The 15,279-nt window shown below is 75.0% G+C and carries 15 protein-coding genes; 7 read left to right on the forward strand and 8 right to left on the reverse strand.

What is annotated here, in order from left to right:
• Window positions 1–194 precede the first annotated feature (194 nt).
• Window positions 195–1,325 (reverse strand): site-2 protease family protein, encoded by a 1,131-nt coding sequence (locus KKR89_RS10150; RefSeq protein ID WP_208195239.1) that lies wholly within the window; start codon window positions 1,323–1,325, stop codon window positions 195–197.
• A 184-nt stretch (window positions 1,326–1,509) separates the two neighbouring features.
• Here KKR89_RS10150 and KKR89_RS10155 point away from each other — a divergent pair, with 184 nt between their 5' ends.
• Window positions 1,510–2,334: a RecB family exonuclease gene (locus KKR89_RS10155; RefSeq protein ID WP_251141106.1), complete on the forward strand. Its 825-nt coding sequence runs from the start codon at window positions 1,510–1,512 to the stop codon at window positions 2,332–2,334.
• A gap of 15 nt (window positions 2,335–2,349) precedes the next feature.
• Here KKR89_RS10155 and KKR89_RS10160 read toward each other — a convergent pair whose 3' ends face one another.
• A complete protein-coding gene (locus tag KKR89_RS10160; RefSeq protein WP_208195240.1) occupies window positions 2,350–3,009 on the reverse strand; it encodes an HAD family hydrolase in 660 nt (219 codons plus the stop codon).
• A gap of 217 nt (window positions 3,010–3,226) precedes the next feature.
• Between KKR89_RS10160 and KKR89_RS10165 the strand changes: the two genes are divergently transcribed.
• Window positions 3,227–4,084, forward strand: coding sequence for a PAC2 family protein (locus KKR89_RS10165; RefSeq protein ID WP_208195241.1), 858 nt, complete (start codon window positions 3,227–3,229; stop codon window positions 4,082–4,084).
• Window positions 4,085–4,115: 31 nt separating this feature from the next.
• Here the strand turns inward: KKR89_RS10165 and mshC are convergent, their stop codons facing one another.
• Both mshC and KKR89_RS10175 read right to left on the reverse strand, forming a co-directional pair.
• The gene (gene mshC / locus KKR89_RS10170) at window positions 4,116–5,360 is read right to left on the reverse strand and encodes a cysteine--1-D-myo-inosityl 2-amino-2-deoxy-alpha-D-glucopyranoside ligase (RefSeq protein WP_208195242.1); all 1,245 of its coding nucleotides are present in this window, start codon (window positions 5,358–5,360) and stop codon (window positions 4,116–4,118) included.
• 89 nt (window positions 5,361–5,449) lie between these two features.
• Window positions 5,450–6,340 carry an undecaprenyl-diphosphate phosphatase gene (locus tag KKR89_RS10175; protein WP_208195733.1) on the reverse strand — a complete coding sequence of 297 codons (891 nt, stop codon included), beginning with the start codon at window positions 6,338–6,340 and terminating at the stop codon, window positions 5,450–5,452.
• Between the two features lie 102 nt (window positions 6,341–6,442).
• Here KKR89_RS10175 and KKR89_RS10180 point away from each other — a divergent pair, with 102 nt between their 5' ends.
• On the forward strand, window positions 6,443–7,399 hold the full coding sequence (locus KKR89_RS10180) for an aldo/keto reductase (RefSeq protein WP_208195243.1): 957 nt from the start codon (window positions 6,443–6,445) through the stop codon (window positions 7,397–7,399).
• 34 nt (window positions 7,400–7,433) lie between these two features.
• Here the strand turns inward: KKR89_RS10180 and KKR89_RS10185 are convergent, their stop codons facing one another.
• Window positions 7,434–7,703 carry a primosomal protein gene (locus KKR89_RS10185; RefSeq protein WP_208195244.1) on the reverse strand — a complete coding sequence of 90 codons (270 nt, stop codon included), beginning with the start codon at window positions 7,701–7,703 and terminating at the stop codon, window positions 7,434–7,436.
• Between the two features lie 101 nt (window positions 7,704–7,804).
• On the opposite strand from KKR89_RS10185, the gene KKR89_RS10190 reads away from it, so the two are divergent.
• A complete protein-coding gene (locus KKR89_RS10190) occupies window positions 7,805–8,053 on the forward strand; it encodes a DUF5703 family protein (protein WP_208195245.1) in 249 nt (82 codons plus the stop codon).
• 49 nt (window positions 8,054–8,102) lie between these two features.
• On the opposite strand, the gene KKR89_RS10195 is transcribed toward KKR89_RS10190, so the two are convergent.
• The 3 genes from KKR89_RS10195 to ald are packed head-to-tail and all read right to left on the reverse strand — an operon-like array spanning window position 8,103 to window position 12,713.
• Window positions 8,103–9,434 (reverse strand): M20/M25/M40 family metallo-hydrolase, encoded by a 1,332-nt coding sequence (locus tag KKR89_RS10195; RefSeq protein WP_208195246.1) that lies wholly within the window; start codon window positions 9,432–9,434, stop codon window positions 8,103–8,105.
• Entirely contained in the window at window positions 9,431–11,524 is a 2,094-nt protein-coding gene (locus tag KKR89_RS10200) for a M3 family metallopeptidase (protein ID WP_372438478.1), read from the reverse strand. Before KKR89_RS10200 ends, KKR89_RS10195 begins: the two co-directional genes overlap by 4 nt.
• 40 nt (window positions 11,525–11,564) lie before the next feature.
• On the reverse strand, window positions 11,565–12,713 hold the full coding sequence (gene ald / locus KKR89_RS10205; protein WP_208195248.1) for an alanine dehydrogenase: 1,149 nt from the start codon (window positions 12,711–12,713) through the stop codon (window positions 11,565–11,567).
• Window positions 12,714–12,820: 107 nt separating this feature from the next.
• Here ald and KKR89_RS10210 point away from each other — a divergent pair, with 107 nt between their 5' ends.
• The 3 genes from KKR89_RS10210 to KKR89_RS10220 all read left to right on the forward strand — a co-directional run bounded on the left by KKR89_RS10210 (window position 12,821) and on the right by KKR89_RS10220 (window position 15,268).
• Entirely contained in the window at window positions 12,821–13,630 is an 810-nt protein-coding gene (locus KKR89_RS10210; RefSeq protein WP_208195249.1) for a fructosamine kinase family protein, read from the forward strand.
• A 190-nt stretch (window positions 13,631–13,820) separates the two neighbouring features.
• Entirely contained in the window at window positions 13,821–14,462 is a 642-nt protein-coding gene (locus KKR89_RS10215; protein WP_251140848.1) for an alpha/beta fold hydrolase, read from the forward strand.
• Between the two features lie 41 nt (window positions 14,463–14,503).
• A complete protein-coding gene (locus KKR89_RS10220) occupies window positions 14,504–15,268 on the forward strand; it encodes a metallophosphoesterase family protein (RefSeq protein WP_208195251.1) in 765 nt (254 codons plus the stop codon).
• The last annotated feature ends 11 nt before the right edge of the window (window positions 15,269–15,279 follow it).

Here is a 15,279-nt window from a genome sequence, read left to right on the forward strand (position 1 = left end):
CTCATCCGACCTGGTCCACCACGACGGACGGCCATGAGACTCCCTCAGTTGCTACGGTCGAGCTCTTTGAATCACACCATTGCAACCGATCTGTTTGCAACGGTAGGCCTGGATGAAAGAGACCAGAGCAACCTTGCCCTGGACCTGACCGCTCGCGGTGCCAGCGCTCTGCGTGCACTGCCGCCGGTCAGGCGTCAGCCCCGCAGCGCCGCCACGACGTCGGCCGTCCGCACGAGCGCCACGACCCGCCCGTCGACGAGCGCAGCGATCACGGGCCCGTGCGAGGACGCCGCCGACAGCGCGCGCAGCAGCGCGTCACCGGTCAGCGACCCGTCGACCACCGCGCCGACGGGCAGCGGCGTCGAGACCGCGACGACGGTGGTGGTGCCGGCCAGCTCCGCCGGCACGCGGGCGGCCGCCTCGGTGTCCACGTAGGCGGCGGGGCGACCGTCGGGGGCAAGCACGACGACGTCGGCCACGTCGGCCGCGGCGGCGGTCGCCCGCGCCTGCGCGAGCGACGCCTGCGCGCCGACGACGACGGTCGGGCATCCCACGCTCGCCACGGTCAGCCCGTCCACGACCCGGCCGGTCCGGCCGGCACGCACGGCGGCCGAGGCGCCGGACCACAGGAACGCACCGATGAGCGCCGACCAGGCGACCGTCGCGAGGTCCGGGCTGGTCCCGGCGAGGAAGGGGCGGACCAGCGCGACCAGGACGACGCCGACCGCGACGGCGCGCCCGGTCCACCCGGCCACCACGCTGCCGCGGTGCCGGTCGCCCGTAGCCGCCCACACCCCGGCCTCGAGGATGCGGCCGCCGTCGAGCGGCAGCCCGGGCACGAGGTTGAAGAGGCCGACGAAGCCGTTGGCGACCGCGCCGGCCCACAGCACCGTCTGCAGCAGCGTGCCCTCCGGCACGGCGTGGTCCGCCACCAGCAGGAACGCGGCGGCGAGCACGAGGTTGGCCACGGGACCCACGACCGCGACGAGCGCGCTCGTGGCGGGTGTGGCCGCGGCGCCGCCGAACGTGGTGTGACCGCCCCACAGCGTCAGGACGAAGGCCTGCGGCTGCTGCCCGCGCGCCTTGGCCACCAGGCCGTGCGCGAGCTCGTGGACCAGCACGGAGGCGAACAGCAGGACGACGAACACGAGGGCCACGACGTACGGCAGTGCACCGCCGCCGCCAGTCCACGTCTGCACGCTGGGCGCGAACACGAGCGTCAGGACGACGGCAGCGAGCAGCCAGCTCGGGGCCAGGACGACGGGGGCTCCGGCGACGTGACCGAGCACCCAGCCGGGAGGACGCGCAGGTCGGGGTGCACTCACGTCGGTCAGCCTACGTTCCGCGCCGCCCGGGCCGGCCGGTCGTGTCGGCGGCGGCGCCTAGGCTCGTCGCGTGAGCGTGGACACCGAGCGGGACCCCGGCATCGACGGGTCGGCCTCTGCGTCGACGCCCGCAGCGTCGAACGGCGGGACCGGCGAGGTCGGCGCCCCGCCCACCGAGCCGCGTGTGCCGGGCCTGTCGCCGTCGCGCGCCAACGACTATCTCCAGTGCCCGCTGCTGTACCGCTTCCGGGTGGTGGACCGCCTGCCCGAGCCCGCGTCGCCCGCGGCCGCCCGCGGCACGCTCGTGCACGCGGTGCTCGAGCGGCTCTTCGACCTGCCGGCTGCCGAGCGGACGCTCGAGGCCGCGTGCGCGGCCCTCCCGGAGCGCTGGGCCGAACAGCTCGAGCAGGACCCGCGCTGCGCCGACCTGCACACCACCGACGCCGAGCGGGCGGAGTTCCTCGCGGGGGCGGAGCGGTTGCTCGCGACCTGGTTCACGCTCGAGGACCCCACGCGGATCGAGCCCCGCGCGCGCGAGCTGCAGGTGCTCCACGACCTCGAGGACGGCCCGCGGCTGCGCGGCGTGGTCGACCGGGTCGACGTGGCCCCGAACGGCTGGGTGCGCGTCGTCGACTACAAGACGGGCCGGTCCCCCCGCGCGGGTTTCGAGAGCTCCGCGCTGTTCCAGATGCGGTTCTACGCGTACGTCGTGTGGCGGTCGCGCGGCGTCCTGCCCAAGCGTCTCCAGCTCGCCTACCTGGGCGACGGCGTGGTCGTCACCCACGAGCCGACCGAGTCCGAGATGCACACCCTCGAGGCGCGCGTGCGCTCCATCTGGGCCGGCATCGAGGACACCGCCCGCTCGGGCGACTGGCGCCCGCGACCGTCGCGCCTGTGCGACTGGTGCTCGTTCCGCGACCGGTGCCCGTCGTTCGGCGGGACACCACCGCCGGTCCCCGAGGGCGCCGTCCAGCGGGCGATCGGGGTGACGCCCGCGCCGGCGGCCTGACGCCGGGCGCGCGCGTCAGACCGGGCGGGCACCGCCCTGACGGTCTCGCAGGTCGAGCGTCTCCCCCGCGGCCACGCGCGCGATCGTCTCGAGGTCGAAGCTCTCCAGCGTCGACGTGCGCGACACACCGGCCGGCGGGTCGAGCACGACGTGGGAGTCGACGGCGACGACCCGCGCACCGCTCGCCACGGCGGACGCCAGCCCGGACCGGGAGTCCTCGAAGGCCACGCAGTCCGCGATGTCGACGCCCAGCAGCCGGGCCGCCGTCAGGTACGGCTCGGGGTGCGGCTTGGGCCGCGCGACGGTGTCACCGCTGACCACGACGTCGAACAGGCCCACCGTCCGCGCGAAGGGCGCTGCGACGACCTCGAACGACGACGTCACCAGCGCCAGCGGCACACCGGCCTCGTGCAGGGCACGCAGCGCCTCGTGGGCGCCCGCCTGCCACGGGATCCCGGCTGCGACCGCCGCGCGCACCGAGGAGTTGAGCGCGTCCGCGATCTCCGCGACCGACAGCGCCACGCCCGCCGCCTGCAGCAGGCCCGCGGAGACGTCCATCGAGCTGCCGATCATCGCGACCGCGTCCTGGCGCGTCCACACGCCGCCGTGCGCCTCGACCAGCTCGATCTCGGCCGCCATCCAGTACGGCTCGGTGTCGATCAGCGTGCCGTCCATGTCCCACAGCACCGCCGCGGGCAGCGCCCGCTCGGGCCCGGGGCGCGAGGCCTCCAGCGGGACGTCGTGGGCGTCGTGGGAGGCGCGGTCGGCGAGGGTGCTCAGGGTGGTCTCCTGGTGCGTGCGGGGTCGAGCGGGGATCGCACGAGAGTACCCGCGCGCGCCGCCGCACCCGCGGCGTCCGGCCGGGAGCGCGCTCGCGCCCTAGGCTGGGACGGTGAACGACCATGCAGCCCCCGACCTGCCGGCCCGTGAGACGGTCATGCTCGCGGCGTTCGAAGGGTGGAACGACGCGGGCAGCGCGGCGACCACGGCCCTGGAGCACCTGCACGACGTGTGGGGCGCCGAGCAGGTCGACGAGCTGGATCCCGAGGACTACCACGACTTCCAGGTGAACCGGCCGGTGGTCGGCCTGGGACCCGACGGCACGCGCGAGATCACGTGGCCCACGACCGCGGTGGCCGTCGCGACGACGCCGCGCTCCGGACGCCAGGTCGTGCTCGTCCACGGCATCGAGCCGTCGATGCGCTGGCGGAGGTACTGCGGCGAGCTGCTCGACATCGCGGCCGGTCTCGGCGTGCGCACCATCGTCACGGTGGGAGCCCTGCTCGCCGACGTGCCGCACACCCGGCCCATCCCGGTCAACGCGACCAGCGAGGACGCGAACGTCCGCGAGCTCATGGGCCTCGAGCCCAACACGTACGAGGGGCCGACGGGCATCGTCGGGGTGCTGCAGCACGAGGCCGCGGCGCGCGGCATGCAGGCGTTGTCCCTGTGGGCGGCCGTGCCGCACTACGTCGCGGCTCCCCCGTCCCCCAAGGCGACCCTCGCGATCCTGCACCGCATCGAGGCGCTCATCGGTGAGCCCGTGCCGCTGGCCGAGCTGCCGGAGGACGCGACGGCGTGGCAGCTCGGCGTCGACGAGCTGGCCGGCGAGGACTCCGAGATCGGCGAGTACGTGCGCCAGCTCGAGGAGGCGAAGGACACCGCCGAGCTCCCCGAGGCGAGCGGCGAGGCCATCGCTCAGGAGTTCGAGCGCTACCTGCGCCGTCGCGACAAGGGCACGGGCGGCTGACGGGTCGTCCGGCGGTCGCTCGCGGGCGACCTCACATCCGCACGCCCAGCAGGGCGTCGACCGCCCGGGCGACCAGCCCGGGTGCGCCTTCGTGGAACGGCACCTCGCCGGCCAGAGCCGTGACGGCCCAGGCGTCGACGGTCGCGAGCGCGCGGGGCGTGTCGAGGTCGTCGGCGACCGCCGCGCGGATCCCCGCGAGCACGGGTCCGGCGTCCGGGCCGCCGTTGCCGGCCAGCGCCCGACGCCACGTGACCACCCGCTGCTGCGCGGCCAGCAGGCCCTCGTCGGTCCACTCCCAGTCCTCGCGGTAGCGGTGCGCCAGCACGGCGAGGCGGACCGCCATCGGCTCGACCCCGTCGGCGATCAGGCGCGAGACGAGGACGAGGTTGCCGCGCGACTTGCTCATCTTGTGGCCCTCGTAGCCGACCATCCCGGTGTGCACGTGCGCGCGCGCCGACTCCCCCGCGTCCAGCAGACGCAGGTGCGACGCGCTGCACTCGTGGTGCGGGAACGCCAGGTCCGATCCGCCGCCCTGCACGTCGAACGGCACGCCAAGGCCGTCGCGGGCGATCACGGAGCACTCGATGTGCCACCCGGGACGGCCGCGCCCGAGGCCGGGCGCGTCCCACGCCGGCTCCCCGGGACGCTCCGCGCGCCACAGCAGCGGGTCGAGGGGCGAGCGCTTGCCCGGCCGGTCGGGGTCGCCGCCGCGCTCGGCGCTCAGCGCCAGCATCGCGGCCGCGTCGAGCCCCGCGACCGACCCGAACGCCGCGTCGGCGGACAGGTCGGCGTACACGTCGTCGCCGCCGTCGGGCGCCGGCAGCCGGTAGGCCGCACCGCGCGCCAGCAGGAGCTCGACCGCAGCGACGACCTGCGGGACCGACTCGACGACACCGCGGTACACGTCGGGCGGGACGACGCCGAGGCTCGTCATGTCGGACGCGTACAGCGCCGTCTGGTCCGCGGCGAGCGCGCGCCAGTCGACGCCGGTGGCCGTGGCACGCTCGAGCAGCGGGTCGTCGACGTCGGTGACGTTGGACGCGTACGTCACGCGCTGCCCCGCGTCGCGCCACGCGCGCACGAGGACGTCGAACGCGACGTACGTCGCGGCGTGGCCCAGGTGGGTCGCGTCGTACGGCGTGATCCCGCACACGTAGAGCCGCGCCTCGGGGCCCGGTGCGGCCACCACGAGCTGGCCGGTGGCGGTGTCGAGCACCCGGACCGGCTCACCGGTCCCGGGCAGTCGAGGGATCTGCGGAGCGGGCCAGGTGAGCACGTCGGAAGCCTAACCGGCGCGGCCGGGGGTGCCCGACGCACGACGGACGCGTGCCACGTGACGTCGACCGCTCGGGCCGGCCGCGCGCGTCAGGCGTTGGCCGGGGCGCTCACGGGCTCGAGGACGCCGGTCAGCAGGAGCAGCACGACCACGAGCGCCAGGACCAGGCGGTAGTACACGAACGGCGCGTAGCTGAAGGTCGAGACGATCTTGAGGAACGCGATGATGACGACGTACCCCACGACGAACGCCACGAGCGTGGCGACGAGCGTCGCCCCGAAGCCGGGCGTGCCGGCCTCGCCGAAGTCGCCGACGCTCTTGACCAGCTGGAACAGGCCTGAGCCGAACACCGCGGGGATCGCCAGGAGGAAGGAGTAGCGGGCCGCGGCCTCACGCGTGTAGCCCATGAGCAGGCCACCGGTGATGGTGCCGCCCGAGCGCGAGACACCGGGCACGAGCGCGAGCGCCTGCCAGAACCCGAAGGCCAGCGCGTGCCGCGGCGTCAGCTCCTCGAGACGTCGCGTCTTGGCGCCGCGCCGGTCCGCCCAGCCGAGGACGAGCGCGAACCCGGCGAGCGTCAGCGCGACGAGCCACAGGTTGCGGAACGGGCGCTCGATGGCGTCCTGGAACGCGAGCCCCAGGACCACGATGGGCACCGAGCCCAGGATGATGAACCAGCCCATCAGCGCGTCGCGGTCCGACGGCTGCCCGGTCGGCATGCCCGCGCGTGAGCGCCAGTCCGTGCCGTAGGCGCCGCGCAGCGCCGCCCACCAGGCCAGGACGATGCGCTTGATGTCGCGGCGGAAGTACAGCAGCACCGCGGTCTCGGTACCCAGCTGCGTGATCGCCGTGAACGCCGCCCCGGGGTCCCCCGACCCCACGAGCTCGCCGAAGATGCGCAGGTGCGCGCTCGAGGAGACGGGCAGGAACTCGGTCAGCCCCTGCACCAGCCCGAGGAAGATCGCCTCACCTGTACCGATGCCCGTTGCCACGAGGCGCAACGATAGCGCTGCCGTGCCGGGCGCGATGGCACGGCACGTCGGTCTCCGGTCGCCCTCCGGGCGCGGCTAGGGTGACGCCCCATGGAGCACCGCCGTCTGGGCCGCACGGGCCTGCGCGTCTCGTCGCTCGGCCTCGGGACCATGACGTGGAGCCGCGACACCGACGACCACGAGGCCGCCGACCAGCTGCGCGACTTCGTCGAGGCGGGCGGGACCCTCGTCGACACCTCCGCGTCGTACGCCGACGGGGGTGCGGAGGAGCTCCTGGGGAACCTCCTCGGTGACGTCGCGGACCGCGAGGACGTGGTGATCTGCACCAAGGCCGGCGTCCGGCGCACCCCGGCCGGCGGTGTCGTCGACGCGTCGCGCGGCGCGCTGCTCGACAGCCTCGACGCCTCGCTGCGCCGGCTACGGACCGACCGCGTCGACCTGTGGCTCGCGACGCCGGACCCGCGCACGCCGCTGGAGGAGACGGTCTCGGCGCTGCGGCACGCCGTGCACGTGGGCAAGGCCCGCTACGTGGGCCTGTCGAACCACGCCGGCTGGCAGGTGGCGCGGGCCGCGACGCTCCTGGAGGCAGACCCCGGCCTCGCGGCCGTGGAGGCGGAGTACTCGCTGCTGCAGCGGGGCGTCGAGCGGGAGGTGCTGCCGGCGTGCTCGTCGCTGGGTGCCGGGCTGCTCGCGTGGTCGCCGCTGGGGCGCGGGGTGCTCACCGGCAAGTACCGCCGGACGATCCCGTCGGACTCCCGCGCCGCCACGGCGCACCTCGCGGGGTTCGTGCAGCCCTACCTGACTGCCGACGCGGCAGGTGTCGTCGACGCGGTCGTCATGGCCGCGTCGGGCCTGGACCGCACACCGCTGGAGGTGGCGCTCGCGTGGGTCACCTCACGGCCGGGTGTCGCCAGCGCGGTGGTCGGCGCCCGCACCGCCGCGCAGCTGCGCGGTGCGCTGGCGGTCGACGACCTGCGCCTGCCGCCCGAGATCGTCGTCGTGCTGGACGAGATCACCGCGCCCCAGGCGAGCTACCCGGAGCGCTGAGCCGATCCTCGCGGACCGTGCGGCCCGAGCGGGTTCAGGCGTCCTCGACCTCGAGGTCGTCCTCGTCGAGGTCGTCCTCGTCCTCGTCCTCGTCCTCGTCGTCGTCCTCGCCGAGGTAGAACGGCGTGGCCTCGCCGTGCACCGTTCCCAGCGCGTCGTCGTACACCTCGAAGGCGTCGGCCAGCACGTCGTACGCGTCGTCGACCGCAGGGTCGTCGTCGTCCTTCTTGCTCAGGACGGCGGCGTAGTGCGCCTCCAGGGCGGCCACCAGACGGTCGAGGGCGGCGCGCGGGTCCACGGTCATGCGATGACCGTAGCGCCGTGGGGGCACAATGGCACCGCAGCGGCGCCCGAGGGCGCTCCTGGCACGGCGCCGGGACCCGGACGGACGGGACGAGGTGGACGATGGCGGACAGCACGGTGCGCAGGCGGCACAGCGAGTGGGACGCGCACGGCGGGCAGTGGGAGTACCGCGTGCTGCGCATCCCCGCGACGACGTCCGGCAGCGACGCCCGGCGCATGCTGACGGACGAGGCCGAGTACGGGCGCTGGGAGCTCGCCCGCCTGCGGCTCTACGCCGGCGGTGAGCGGCGCGTGTGGCTGCGGCGCAAGATCATCCGCGTCCGCTCGACGCTCGCCGAGACGCTGGGCTGACACGCCGGGCGCGCGGCCGCGTCGCCTCGCGAGGCGGCCCGCGCGCCGTTCAGCAGGTGCTCAGCAGCCGGTCCAGCACGCGCGTGCCGAAGCGCAGCGCATCGACCGGCACCCGCTCGTCGACGCCGTGGAACATCCCGGCGAAGTCGAGGTCGGGCGGTAGGCGCAGCGGCGCGAAGCCGTAGCCGGTGATGCCGAGCAGCGACAGCGACTTGTTGTCGGTCCCCCCGGAGAGCATGTACGGCAGGACGTGGGCGCCGGGGTCCTCGGCGACGACGGCCGCCACCATCGCGTCCACGAGCGCTCCCTCGAAGGGCGCCTCGAGCCCGGTGTCGCGCACGAGGTCCTCGACCCGCACGTGCGGCCCGACGAGCCGGGCGACCGTCGCGTCGAACTCGTCGGACAGCCCGGGCAGGAAACGCCCGTCGACCGCCGCGGTGGCGCCGCCCGGGATGACGTTCTCCTTGTAGCCCGCGGCCAGCCGCGTCGGGTTCGTGGAGTGCCGCAGCGTGGCCCCGACGAACGTCGACGCCGGCCCCAGCGCGTCGACCAGGGCGTCGAGCGTCGCCGGGTCCTCGGGGTCGAACGGCAGGCCCGTGAGGTCGGCGACGCCCGTGAGCAGCGCCCGCACGGTCGGCGTGAGCTGCAGCGGCCACGCGTGCTCGCCGATGCGCGCGACCGCGGCCGCCAGGTGCGTCACGGCGTTGTCGGTGTTGACCTGGCTGCCGTGCCCCGCGCGCCCATGAGCGACGAGCCGCAGCCACGCCAGCCCCTTCTCCGCGGTCTGCAGCAGGTAGACGCGCTGCCCCGCGACGTCGACCGAGAAGCCCCCGACCTCGCTGATCGCCTCGGTCGCACCCGCGAACAGCTCGGGCCGGTGGTCCACGGCCCAGTGGGCGCCGAGCCGCCCGCCGGCCTCCTCGTCGGCGAACATCGCCAGCACGACGTCCCGCGCGGGGCGCCGCCCCTCGCGCACCATCTGCCGGACGACCGCGAGGACCATCGCGTCCATGTCCTTCATGTCGACGGCCCCGCGCCCCCACACGAGGCCGTCGCGCAGCTCGGCCGCGAACGGGTCGACCGACCAGTCCGCCGCGTGCGCGGGGACGACGTCGAGATGCCCGTGCACGACGAGCGCCGGACGCGACGCGTCGGCACCTTCGAGGCGCACGACGACGTTGGCCCGCCCCGGTGCGCTCTCGAACAGCTCGGGCTCGAGCCCGACGTCCTGCAGCAGGCCGACGACGTACTCGGCGGCCTCCCGCTCCCCCGGCCCGCTGCCGTCGCCCGGGTTCGTCGTGTCGATGCGGATGAGGTCGCGGCACAGGTCGACGACCTCGTCCTCGGCGGCCGGGACGGCGCGCACGTCGGCGGCGGTCATCGTGTCGTCAGACCGCGACGCACCAGCAGCGGCTCGATGTGCGGGTCGCGGCCGCGCAGGTCGCGGAACGCCTGCAGCGGGTCGATGGATCCGCCACGACCGAGCAGCCGCGAGCGGAAGACGTCGCCGTTCTCGCGGCGCAGCCCGCCGTTCTCGGCGAACCAGTCGACGGTGTCCGCGTCGAGCACCTCGGACCAGATGTAGGCGTAGTACCCGGCCGAGTACCCGCTGCCGAAGATGTGGTTGAAGTAGGTCGTGCGGTAGCGCGGCGGGACGGTCCGCAGGTCCACGCCCGCGTCACGCAGCGCGCGGGCCTCGAAGGCCTCGACCTGCTCCGGGTCGGTCGGTACGTCCTGCGGAGCGAGCCGGTACCAGGCCTGGTCCAGCAGCGCGGCCGCGAGGTACTCGGTGGTGGCGAACCCCTCGCCGTCCTGGCGCGCCGCGAGCAGCGTCTCGACCCACGCGTCGGGCATCGGCTCGCCCGTCTCGTGGTGCACCGCGAACGACCGCAGCACCTCGGGGTCCCACGCCCACATCTCGTTGACCTGCGAGGGGTACTCGACGAAGTCGCGCGGCACGCTCGTGCCGGACTGCGACGGGTACCGCACGGCGGACAGCAGGCCGTGCAGCGCGTGCCCGAACTCGTGGAACAGGGTGATGACCTCGTCCCAGGTGAGCAGCGTCGGCTGCCCCGGGGGCGGTTGCGGGACGTTGAGGTTGTTGACGACGACGGGCGCCTCACCCAGCAGGGTCGACTGGTCGACGAGCGAGTTCATCCACGCGCCGCCGCGCTTGGCGGGCCGGGTCCACCAGTCGCCGAGGAACAGGCCGAGTCCCGAGCCGTCGGCGTCGAACACCTCGAAGACGCGCACGTCGGGGTGGTAGCCGACGAGGTCGTGGCGCTCGGCGAAGGTCAGCCCGTACAGCCGGTTCGCCGCGAGGAACACGCCGTCGGCGAGCACGCGCTCGAGCTCGAGGTACGGGCGCAGCTCGGCCTCGTCGAGGGCGCGGCGCTCCTGGCGGACGCGCCCGGCGTAGTACGACCAGTCCCACGGCTCGAGGGACGCGCCCGGGTGGTCGGCCTGCAGCGCGTGCTCCAGGTCGGCGGCCTCGGCGCGCGCGTTCGTGACCGCGGCCGGCGCGAGGCGCGTCAGCATCTCCTCGACGGCCTGCGCCGACCCGGCCGTGGCGTCCGCCGCGACGTAGGCGGCGTGGTGCTCGAAGCCCAGCAGCCGGGCGCGCTCGGCGCGCAGGCGCACGAGCCCCAGCAGGGTGCTGCGCGTGTCGTGCTCGTCCCCCGTCGCACCGCGTGTGGTCGACGCGGTCATGACCCGCTCGCGCAGGCCGCGGTCGCGCAGGAGCGACAGCACCGACTGCTGCGTGGGCAGCTGCAGCTCGATCAGCCACGCACCCTCGTGCCCGCGTGCGGCGGCGGCCTGCGCCGCGGCGTCGCGCGCGTCGTCCGGCAGCCCGTCGAGCTCGGCCTCGTCGGTCACGAGGACGGCCGCGGCGTTGGCACCCGCGAGCAGGAGGCGCCCGAACGCCGCGTCGAGCGTCGTGATCTCCGCGTTGATCGCGCGCAGCCGCTGCTGGTCCGCCTCGCCCAGCCCGACACCGGCGCGCGCGAACCGCGTCCGCGTGCGGTGCAGCAGCCACGCGGTGTCGGGCGCGAGCTCCGCCTCGTCGTCCGCCACGCGTGCGGCGAGGGCCTCGACGCGCGCGTGCAGCCGCGCGTCGAGCCAGATCGCGTCGGAGTGCTCCGCAAGCAGGGGCGCGACCTGCTCCTCGACGGCCTGCAGCGCCGGTGTCGACTCCGCGCCGGACTGGACGTAGAACGCCGAGGCCGCACGGTGCAGGAGCCGGCCCGAGCGCTCGAGCGCGGCCAGCGTGTTCTCGACCGTCGGGTCGGCCGGGTCGGTCGCGATCGCCTCGACCTCGGCGCGCTGCTCGGCCATCCCGGCGAGCAGCGCGGGCAGGTAGTGGTCCTCGCGCAGCTCACGGAAGTCGGGCAGCCCGTACGGCAGGTCGGACGCACGTGCGAACGGGTTGGTGGCGGCGAGCGGCAGCGCGTCGGAGGTCATGGGTCCCATCGTCACATCCCGGGGGGTACCTCCGTGCCCGTTGTCGCGGTCAGCGCGTGGCGCCCGTGCCGGTCGTCCCTGTGGGCGCGGCGAGCACGTCGTCCGGGGGCGTCCAGGACCGTCCGTGCGCCTGCGCGACGGCCGCGTTGAGCAGGTGGCCGGCGTGCGTCGTCAACCCGGCCGCGAGCGCGGGGTCCGCGGCGGCGGCGGCGCGCCAGCCATCGCCCGCGAGCGCCGCCAGGTACGGGAGCGTCACGTTGGTCAGGGCCCGCGTCGAGGTCACGGGAACAGCCCCGGGCATGTTGGCGACGCAGTAGAGCAGCGACCCGTGGACGGGGAACGTGGGGTCGTCGTGGGTCGTGGCGTGCGTGCTCTCGAAGCAGCCGCCCTGGTCGACGGCCACGTCGACGAGGACCGAGCCGCGCCGCATGCGGGACACCAGCTCGTCGCTCACGAGGCGCGGGGCACGGGCACCGGGCAGGAGGACGGCCCCGACGACGAGGTCGGCGTCGAGCAGCTCGCGCTCGATCGCCCAGGCGGAGGACGCGAGGGTGCGCACGCGCCCGTCGAAGAGGTCGTCGAGCTCGCGCAGGCGCGGCAGGGACAGGTCGAGCACGGTGACGTCGGCGCGCATCCCGACGGCGATCTGGGCGGCGTGCGTGCCCACGACGCCACCGCCGAGGACGACGACCTTCGCGCCGTCGACGCCCGGGACGCCGCCGAGCAGGACGCCGCGACCGCCGGCGTGACGCATGAGGTGGTAGGCGCCGACCTGCGTGGCCAGGCGTCCGGCGACCTCGCTCATGGGGGCGAGCAGGGGCAGCGAGCCGTCGGGGAGCTGCACCGTCTCGTAGGCGATCGAGGTGGTCCCGGCGGCGAGCAGAGCGTCGGTGGTCGCGCGGTCGGCGGCGAGGTGCAGGTACGTGAACAGCGTGAGGTCGTCGCGCAGGTACGCGTGCTCGGCGGCCTCCGGCTCCTTCACCTTGCAGACGAGCTCGGCGGCCCAGGCGTCGTCCGGCGTGGGCACGACGCGGGCGCCGGCGGCCGCGTAGTCCGCGTCCTCGATCGCGGAGCCCGTGCCGGCGCCCGTCTCGACGAGGACGTCGTGGCCGGCGGCGACGAGGTGCTGCGCCCCCGCGGGCGTGAGGGCCACGCGGTGCTCGCCGTTCTTGGTCTCGCGCGGGATGCCGACCTGCATGGTGGGGCTCCTGTCGGGAGGCGGGGGCGGTGGTGGGCCCCCGGGGGGTGCGACGTGGCTGTCCTTCGACCGTACGGCGCCGCGCGGGCGTTCGGTAGCGTGCGGCCATGGCAGCGACCCGTCCGGCGCCGGGGGCGTCGGGTGCCACGCCCCTGCACCGCAAGTCCCGGCACGACGCCCCGCACGGGTTCTTCGCGTGCGAGGCGGCGGGGCTGCGCTGGCTCGCCGCCGCGGGCGGCGCCCGTGTGGTGCAGGTGCTGGAGGTCGCCGACGACCACCTCGACCTCGTCCGGCTGCGGCCGGTGCCCCCGGGGCGGGAGGCGGCCCGCGTGTTCGGCGCCGCGCTGGCACGCACGCACGACGCGGGCGCCGAGGCGTTCGGCGTCCCGCCCGACGGCTGGCGCGGTGACAGCTGGTTCGGCCCGCTCGACGCACCGCTACCGATGCGCGCCGGCCGGTACGACGCCTGGGGCGCGTTCCTCGCCGAGTGCCGGGTCGCGCCCGTCGCCCGCGCGCTGCGCGACGCGGGCCTGGCGACGCGCGCCGACGAGGCCGCGTTCGACCGGCTCCGCGGTCTGCTGCACGACGGCCGGTGGGACGACCCCGACCCTCCGGCGCGCGTCCACGGCGACCTGTGGCAGGGCAACGTCGTGTGGACGGACCAGGGGGTCACGCTCATCGACCCCGCGGCGCACGGCGGGCACCGCGAGTCGGACCTGGCGATGCTCGCGCTGTTCGGCCTGCCGCACCTGCAGGACGTCCTGGACGGCTACCAGGAGGCGCACCCGCTGCACGGCGGCTGGCGCCACCGGGTGGGGCTGCACCAGCTGTACCCGGTCGCCGTGCACGCGCTGCTGTTCGGCAGCGGGTACGTCGAGCAGACCCGGCGGCTGCTGCACGCCGTCGCACCGGCCTGACCGGGCACGGTCCCGCCGAGCGCGCTCACGGCGCTCGTGTGAGGAGTTGGTGAGGGGTCGCGCGACCCCGCTGCCGCTCCCAGGTACGCGAGTTACCCTCACGCGTCGCTCCAGGTCGGCACCGACGTTGCCGACACCTGGAGGGACGCACCCGCAGAGGAGGACGACCATCTCCAGGCCCATCGTGCTCGTGCACGGCACCCGGACGTCGTCGGAGATCTGGCACGCCCAGGTCTCCGCGCTGCGTCACGGTGGCCACCCGACGTTCGCGATCGACCTGCCGGGCCACGGCACCCGCAGCGACGAGCGCTTCACGCTCGACGGTGCTCTCGCGGCGATCGACGAGGCGGTCGAGGCCTGCCCGTCGCCCCCGCTGCTGGTGGGTCTCTCGCTCGGCGGGTACGTCTCCCTGGCGTACGCGAGCCGGCACGAGGGCAAGCTCGCGGGCGTCGTCCTGGCGGGGTGCTCGACCGAGATCAAGGGCAAGCCCCTGCACCTGTACCGGCGCGCGTCGACGCGCGTCACGCGGTGGCTGGGTCTCGGCCAGGGGACGTGGCACGTCGTCACCGACATGCTGGGCGCGCTCGCCGGGTACTCGCCGCTGCGGGACCTGCGCCGCCTCCTGCTGCCGGTGTGGGTCGTCAACGGCCGGCGTGACCCGCTGCGTCTCGACGAGCGGCGCTACCTGCGCGCCCTGCCGGGCGTCCGTCTGACCGTCGTGCCGCGGGCCGGGCACGACGTGAACTCCCACGCCCCGGCGGCGTTCAACCGGGTCCTGCTCGACGCCCTGCACGAGCTCGGCGGGCACGGCGCCCGCGTCTCGCCCGCCTGACCGGGCCTCCCGCCCGCACCGGACCAGGAAGGGAGCACGGGATGGAGCGCATCGCTGTCCTGTCCGACGTGCACGGCAACATGACGGCCTTCGACGCCGTGCTGCGGGACATCGACGCGCGTGGCATCGCGACGGTCCTCAACCTGGGCGACGTCGTCGGCAAGGGGCCGCGCGGCTCGGCCGCGGTCGCGCGCAGCCGCGAGCGCTGCGCGCTCACGGTGCGCGGCAACTGGGACGACTTCCTGCCGCGGCCCGAGACCGTGCGCGACGAGGCCCTGACCTGGTGGTACGACGAGCTCACGCCCGACGACCACGCGTGGCTCCTGGGACTGCCGCTCGTGCACCACCTCGAGCTCAGCGGGCGACGGATTCGGCTGCTGCACGCGTCGGCACGCAGCGTGCACGTGCGCGTCCGGTTCCACCACACGCCCGAGGAGTTCGACGGGATGTTCGCCACGACGGAGCTGACCGGCGACGGTCCGAGCCCGACGATGGTCGGCTACGGCGACGTGCACGACGCCTACGTCGAGACGTTCGAGGGACGCACGCTGTTCAACGTCGGCAGCGTCGGCAACCCGCTCGACGAGCCGACCGCGTCGTACGTGGTCCTCGAGGGCGAGCCGGGCGGCGATGCCACCGCACCCTTCGCGCTCCAGGTCGTGCGCGTGCCCTACGACGTGGAGGCGGAGATCGCCGTGGCGCGCGACCTGCGCATGCCCCAGCGCGTGCCCTACGCGATCGAGCTGCGGACCGCCGTCTACCGGGGTCTGCACGCGGAACGGGGCCTGCGCGCGGACGACGTGTGACGTCCGCCGCC

This window comes from Cellulomonas dongxiuzhuiae, assembly GCF_018623035.1.
Lineage (GTDB): Bacteria > Actinomycetota > Actinomycetes > Actinomycetales > Cellulomonadaceae > Cellulomonas > Cellulomonas dongxiuzhuiae.